General features: G+C 55.3%; 7 protein-coding genes. 2 read left to right on the top strand and 5 right to left on the bottom strand.

What is annotated here, in order from left to right; genetic code table 11:
- Positions 1–141: 141 nt before the first annotated feature.
- Genes AB5Y90_RS00645 through AB5Y90_RS00660 form a run of 4 tightly spaced genes read right to left on the bottom strand, consistent with a single transcriptional unit; the run spans position 142 to position 2,492 of the window.
- Positions 142–981, bottom strand: coding sequence for a CsgG/HfaB family protein (locus AB5Y90_RS00645; RefSeq protein ID WP_005355003.1), 840 nt, complete (start codon positions 979–981; stop codon positions 142–144).
- Positions 982–988: 7 nt separating this feature from the next.
- The gene (locus AB5Y90_RS00650; RefSeq protein ID WP_019445195.1) at positions 989–1,390 is read right to left on the bottom strand and encodes a curli assembly protein CsgF; all 402 of its coding nucleotides are present in this window, start codon (positions 1,388–1,390) and stop codon (positions 989–991) included.
- A gap of 11 nt (positions 1,391–1,401) precedes the next feature.
- Complete coding sequence (locus AB5Y90_RS00655) at positions 1,402–1,788, bottom strand: curli production assembly/transport protein CsgE (RefSeq protein WP_013723429.1); 387 nt, start codon at positions 1,786–1,788, stop codon at positions 1,402–1,404.
- Between the two features lie 56 nt (positions 1,789–1,844).
- Positions 1,845–2,492, bottom strand: a complete 648-nt coding sequence (locus tag AB5Y90_RS00660; RefSeq protein WP_042080923.1) for a LuxR C-terminal-related transcriptional regulator — start codon at positions 2,490–2,492, stop codon at positions 1,845–1,847.
- A gap of 426 nt (positions 2,493–2,918) precedes the next feature.
- Between AB5Y90_RS00660 and AB5Y90_RS00665 the strand changes: the two genes are divergently transcribed.
- Both AB5Y90_RS00665 and AB5Y90_RS00670 read left to right on the top strand, forming a co-directional pair.
- Positions 2,919–3,506 (top strand): single-stranded DNA-binding protein, encoded by a 588-nt coding sequence (locus AB5Y90_RS00665; RefSeq protein ID WP_005340181.1) that lies wholly within the window; start codon positions 2,919–2,921, stop codon positions 3,504–3,506.
- A gap of 136 nt (positions 3,507–3,642) precedes the next feature.
- Positions 3,643–4,386, top strand: a complete 744-nt coding sequence (locus AB5Y90_RS00670) for an ABC transporter substrate-binding protein (protein WP_206877654.1) — start codon at positions 3,643–3,645, stop codon at positions 4,384–4,386.
- A 72-nt stretch (positions 4,387–4,458) separates the two neighbouring features.
- Here the strand turns inward: AB5Y90_RS00670 and AB5Y90_RS00675 are convergent, their stop codons facing one another.
- Complete coding sequence (locus AB5Y90_RS00675; protein ID WP_019445191.1) at positions 4,459–4,584, bottom strand: hypothetical protein; 126 nt, start codon at positions 4,582–4,584, stop codon at positions 4,459–4,461.
- Between the last annotated feature and the right edge of the window lie 368 nt (positions 4,585–4,952).

A 4,952-nucleotide genomic window follows, 5' to 3' on the forward strand; every position in this document is an offset into this window, starting at 1 on the left:
CGGATGTTGGAGCGTTACGGAAAAGGCGTAAATATCAAAGCATGTTTGCATGAGGCGCTGGGGCGCCCCATGCAACACGTAATTGGGACATAGCCAAAAAAATGCCCTCCACCTGGGAGGGCATTGTGCGAGTGGGAAAACTCAAAGCAGCGGGGCATTGTCTTGCAGGTACTCCTGCAGGATCGGATTGTCGATATCCCGCTGGTCAGCCAGTTGCCACAGATTGTCCCGCACGCCATTGGCTATTAGCCGGATCACCCCGGACTCGATAGCCGACATGACACACATCTGTACCGGTTCATTGGTGCTGAAACCGGCCTCGGCCTCCAGCAGGCGCTTGTACTCGACGAAACGGAATACCCCGGCCTGCACCTGTTGCGACAATACGGTCTTGGAGGTGGTGACACTGTTCAGGATCCGGCCTGAACGGATATCGACGGCGCGCAGATTGACCGTCACCTGATCGACCCGATACTCCCCGCTGGCGCCGATGCCAAAATACTTGGCCCCCGCCCCGCCGGTTCGTACATTGCTGTCATAGGCGACGATCCCCCCCTCGATCAGGATGTTGGCGGCAACTAGCGAGGGCAGTTGATTGGCATTGTTGCCGGGAACGTTGGGCTTGTTCTGGGCCGCCCGCACAATCTTGCGCTCGGTCAGCAGGTTCTGCAGCCCTTCCCGCTCCAGCGGCACAAACCATTGAGAGTCCCACAAGGCCGTGCTCAGCATAGCCACCCCGCCCTGAGTAACTGCCGTGGAGAAGTTGGAGGCCGGTGCAGGCAGGTACTGACCGGTCTGATCGCGAAAATCGTAGACGGCCGCGACAATTTTCCCTTTTGGCTTGGGCAGACTGATCAGCTCCTTGTAAGAGACGGATCGCGGCATCAGGGTTGCCTTCTCATCGGCAACGGGCGAGCCGATATGGGTCGCACAGCCAGCCAGCGCAAGCAGGGGCACTATCAATAACAGTTGTCGTTTCATCGCGCCCTCAGTCAGCAATCAGACCATTCACTTCGATCATGGTGGTCTGGTTGGTCACCCGGTCGGTGATCGAAACCACCAGGGTGCCATCTTCATCCACCACATTGATGGCAAAATCATCGGTCACCAGACTGCCGCTCTGGCTGCCATCCTTGCCGATATCGGCCAGCAGTTGGCTGATCAGGCGGGATTGCAGGTTGGAGGTCAGGCGATCCAGCGCCGAGGTGCCGCTGCTACCGCTGCCACTGGCGGGATCCTTGTAATCATTCTGCGCATTGGCGGTGCCAAGCAGATGACTGCTGTTGAGAGGGTTACCCCCAAAGCTGGGGTTGACGGGGCGATAGACAAGCTCCGACGCATGGAGCGTTGGCGCTATCAGTGCTGCAACTAGCCATAACCGGGCACGCATGAGAAATATCCTTATAGTTCATCATGTTCCAAATCGAAGGTATCCATGAACAGGGTCGCGATCTTCTGCTGTTCGAGGGTCTGCCTGACCTGTGACCAAGCCAGTTTGGCGCTCTGCTCCTGCTGATTGCGGCCAGGAGAGAGTGCGGTTTTAAAAATCACCTTCCGGTTATGGGTGATCCAGATCAGGCTGCCCCAGCGGGCTGTCGGGCGCTCATGAATCGTCAGATTCTCTCTGGCATCCGGGTCTTCATCGCTGCGCAACCGGGTAAATTCGTTATAAAAGCCCTGACCGAAACGGGTAAAGGTGCGATCCAGTACCAGACCATCCACATCCAGCCGATCACTCTCCTGCTCCGGCTGCACCGACTCCAGCGGTGTATCAGCCTCGGCCGCCACAACGCTCGTGCATCCCCAGAGCAGCGCGAGGCAACACGCAAGAGAGAACGCTTTCATCAGTGGGAGTCCGGAGCATCGAGATACTCTTTGGCCCAGCTCACCGCCTGGATCCGGTTCTTCACATTCAGCTTTTTAAAGACGTTATAGAGGTGGGATTTGACGGTGTGCTCGCTGACAAACAGGCTGTCGGCGATCTCGACATTGGAGGCGCCCGTCATCAGATAACGGATGATCTCCTGCTCTCTGGCGGTCAGCAGAGTGTCGTTACGCAGCAGATAACTGTTGCCCTGGCGATAGTATTCGACCAGCTCGCACAGCAGGTGGCGCGGCATCCAGTACTCGCCCAACAGGATTTTCTGCAACCCGGCAACCAGTCTGTCGAGCGGATCCTGACGGAAAAACAGACCGCAGATCTGCGGCCACATCAGCAGCAGGTCGCGATCCGTCGCAGTGGGAGCATTGAGCAGCACGGTGGTCGCCATGCCAAAGCGTTCGGAGATCGCCCGGTTCCAGCCCAATGACTGGCCAGAGCGGATATAGTCGAGATCGATGAGAAACAGCGTGCCGTCACACTGGTTATCTAGCTGATTAATCTCGTGGATTAGCTGGACGGGACGGCTCAAATGAGAGATGAGGTATGCAGCAAATGTGCTGGCCTGCACATTATTTTCAGTGACCAGTGCGATCGGGCATGCGGCTTTCATTGTGTGCTCTTCCTTGAACCTGTAAACCACCTAATCTGGCCGACTGAGTCTACCAAGGAGGTATGGGAGCACAATATTAAAAAAGTATGAGAATGGATCTCATAAATATCGTAACCATATGTTTTTAGTCGATTTAAAAACCGATTCCAATTCGCCAATCGGCCAGCATAACAGGAATATATGGCAGAAATGTGATGCCGGACACGCCGGAAACAGCTGCAACCCGACCATCACTGCAGCAGGAGCCAACAGTTACCTTTGGCACATCAAGCAGGTTAAGGATGCTGCCAATCCGCTTCGCAACTGTTACTATGACCGTCACATGCGTCTGCGGGACATTGTGCCCCGCACACAGCAACTAATCAGGTATCTAGTCGTGTTGGACCAGGTTTCGACCTGGCCGGTAAATAAGGTGGAAGAGAGATTATGGCCAGTCGAGGCATCAATAAAGTCATTCTGATCGGTAACCTCGGGCAAGACCCGGAAGTACGCTACATGCCGAGTGGCGGTGCTGTGACCAACATTACTCTGGCTACTTCCGAAACCTGGCGCGACAAGCAGACCGGTGAGCAGAAAGAGCGTACCGAATGGCACCGCGTCGTCTTCATGGGCAAGTTGGCCGAAGTGGCTGGCGAGTATCTGAAGAAGGGCTCCCAGGTCTATGTGGAAGGCAAACTGCAAACCCGCAAATGGCAGGATCAGAGCGGCCAAGAGCGCTACACCACTGAAGTGCTGGTCGACAGCTTCACTGGCGTGATGCAGATGCTGGGTGGTCGTCCGCAAGGCGGTCAGGGTATGGGCCAGAACATGGGTGGCCAATCCCAGGGTAACTGGGGTCAGCCGCAGCAGAGCATGCCTGCCCAGCAGCCGATGAACCAGCAGCGCCCGGCACCGGCTCCGCAGCAGAACATGCAGCCACAAGGCGGTTATGGCCGTCCTGCCCAGCAGCCGCAATCTGCGCCGCCGGTATATAACGAGCCGCCGATGGATTTCGACGACGATATCCCGTTTTAGGAACAGAATATTGAAAAGGCCCTGATAACTCAGGGTCTTTTTTTATGCACTCAGCCCCGAAAGGGATGAGACGTTTTATGACTGCCTCCCCTACAGTGATGGATATTCTCCACAGGAGCGCTTTGTGAAAAGTGCAATGAAACTGCTCACCCCTTTATTGCTAATGCTGACCAGCATGCTCTCCGGCCAGTTGCAGGCAAAGCCACTCAAGGTCGGGGTCAGCTTTGCCATCCCCCCTTATGTCATCGAAGGCGAGAATCGCGGCATTGAGCTGGATCTGTTGAAAGCAGCGTTCGCTGGCAGCGGCTATGAGCCCAGCTTTGAATTTCTGCCGCTGGAGCGTACCTTCCGCCTGTTCGAGTCAGGAAAGCTGGATGCCATCATCAACGTCAGACCCGGTATGGTTGATCCTCACGTTCTGACCCAGCCCGTTATCACCTTCCATAACCGGATCTTCACCCTGCGCAGCACCCACATCAATACTCTGGACGACCTGCATTCAAAACGGGTCACCGCCTTTCAACGGGCAAGGATCATTCTGGGGGGCGCGTTCGCCACCATGGCCAACCAGAATCCCCACTATGAGGAGGTAGCCAAGCAGCAGGTGCAGGTACATCAGCTAATGCGCGGCAGGGTGGATGCAGTCGTACTGGAGGAGCGGGTGTTCTACTACTACCTCGACCAGCTGATTGCCACCGCCCAGGCAGGCGAGCACTACGAGCGCAATCAGGTCAGGCAAGCAGACCTCTTCCCGCCTACCGTCTATCACTTTGCCTTCCGAACGGCCGATGCCCGCAATCTGTTTGATAAGCGCCTTGAGGCGATGCGTCAGGATGGTCGTTATCACCAGATTTTCGCGGCTTACGGCGCCACGCCGTGAGCCACAAACATAAAAGCCAGCCGGTAAGGGCTGGCTTTGTACTGGCTCCGAAGGAACAGCAGTAGGGGAGCGTTACTTCATTGCGCTGCCGTTTTTCAGTTCTGCTTTCTGACGTTTGGCTTCGCGTTTCTCTTTCAGTGACATCTGCGGTTTTTTCTTGGCATCTTTGCCGTTGTGATGTTCTTTGTTACTCATCATCAAACTCCAAAAATGTTACCCAGACAGTTGGTTCCTCATGGGAGCCAGCATGCCATCCGAATCATCAACTTCAGTACGCTTGGTGGGATGGTGCAAGACCATCACCAGACCCAGCATACCCTCCAGCGGCATCCGGATCCAGCCTCATTCTCGTCCAAAAGATGTCGCGTGCAGCCCCTTGAGCGGGGAAGCCAAACGACCTCGACAGGAAAGACCAAAAAAGAGTAATTCGCATTATTAAATGTTGTCACGCTTATATTAAGCCATCGTTACCTAGGGAAGGTGCGAATAAGCGGGGAAATTCTTCTCGGCTGACGCAGTCATTTCATTTCTTCATGTTTGAGCCGATTTTTTCTCCCGTAAATGCC

It is taken from the genome of Aeromonas sp. R4-1 (assembly GCF_040908325.1).
GTDB classification, from domain to species: domain Bacteria; phylum Pseudomonadota; class Gammaproteobacteria; order Enterobacterales; family Aeromonadaceae; genus Aeromonas; species Aeromonas veronii.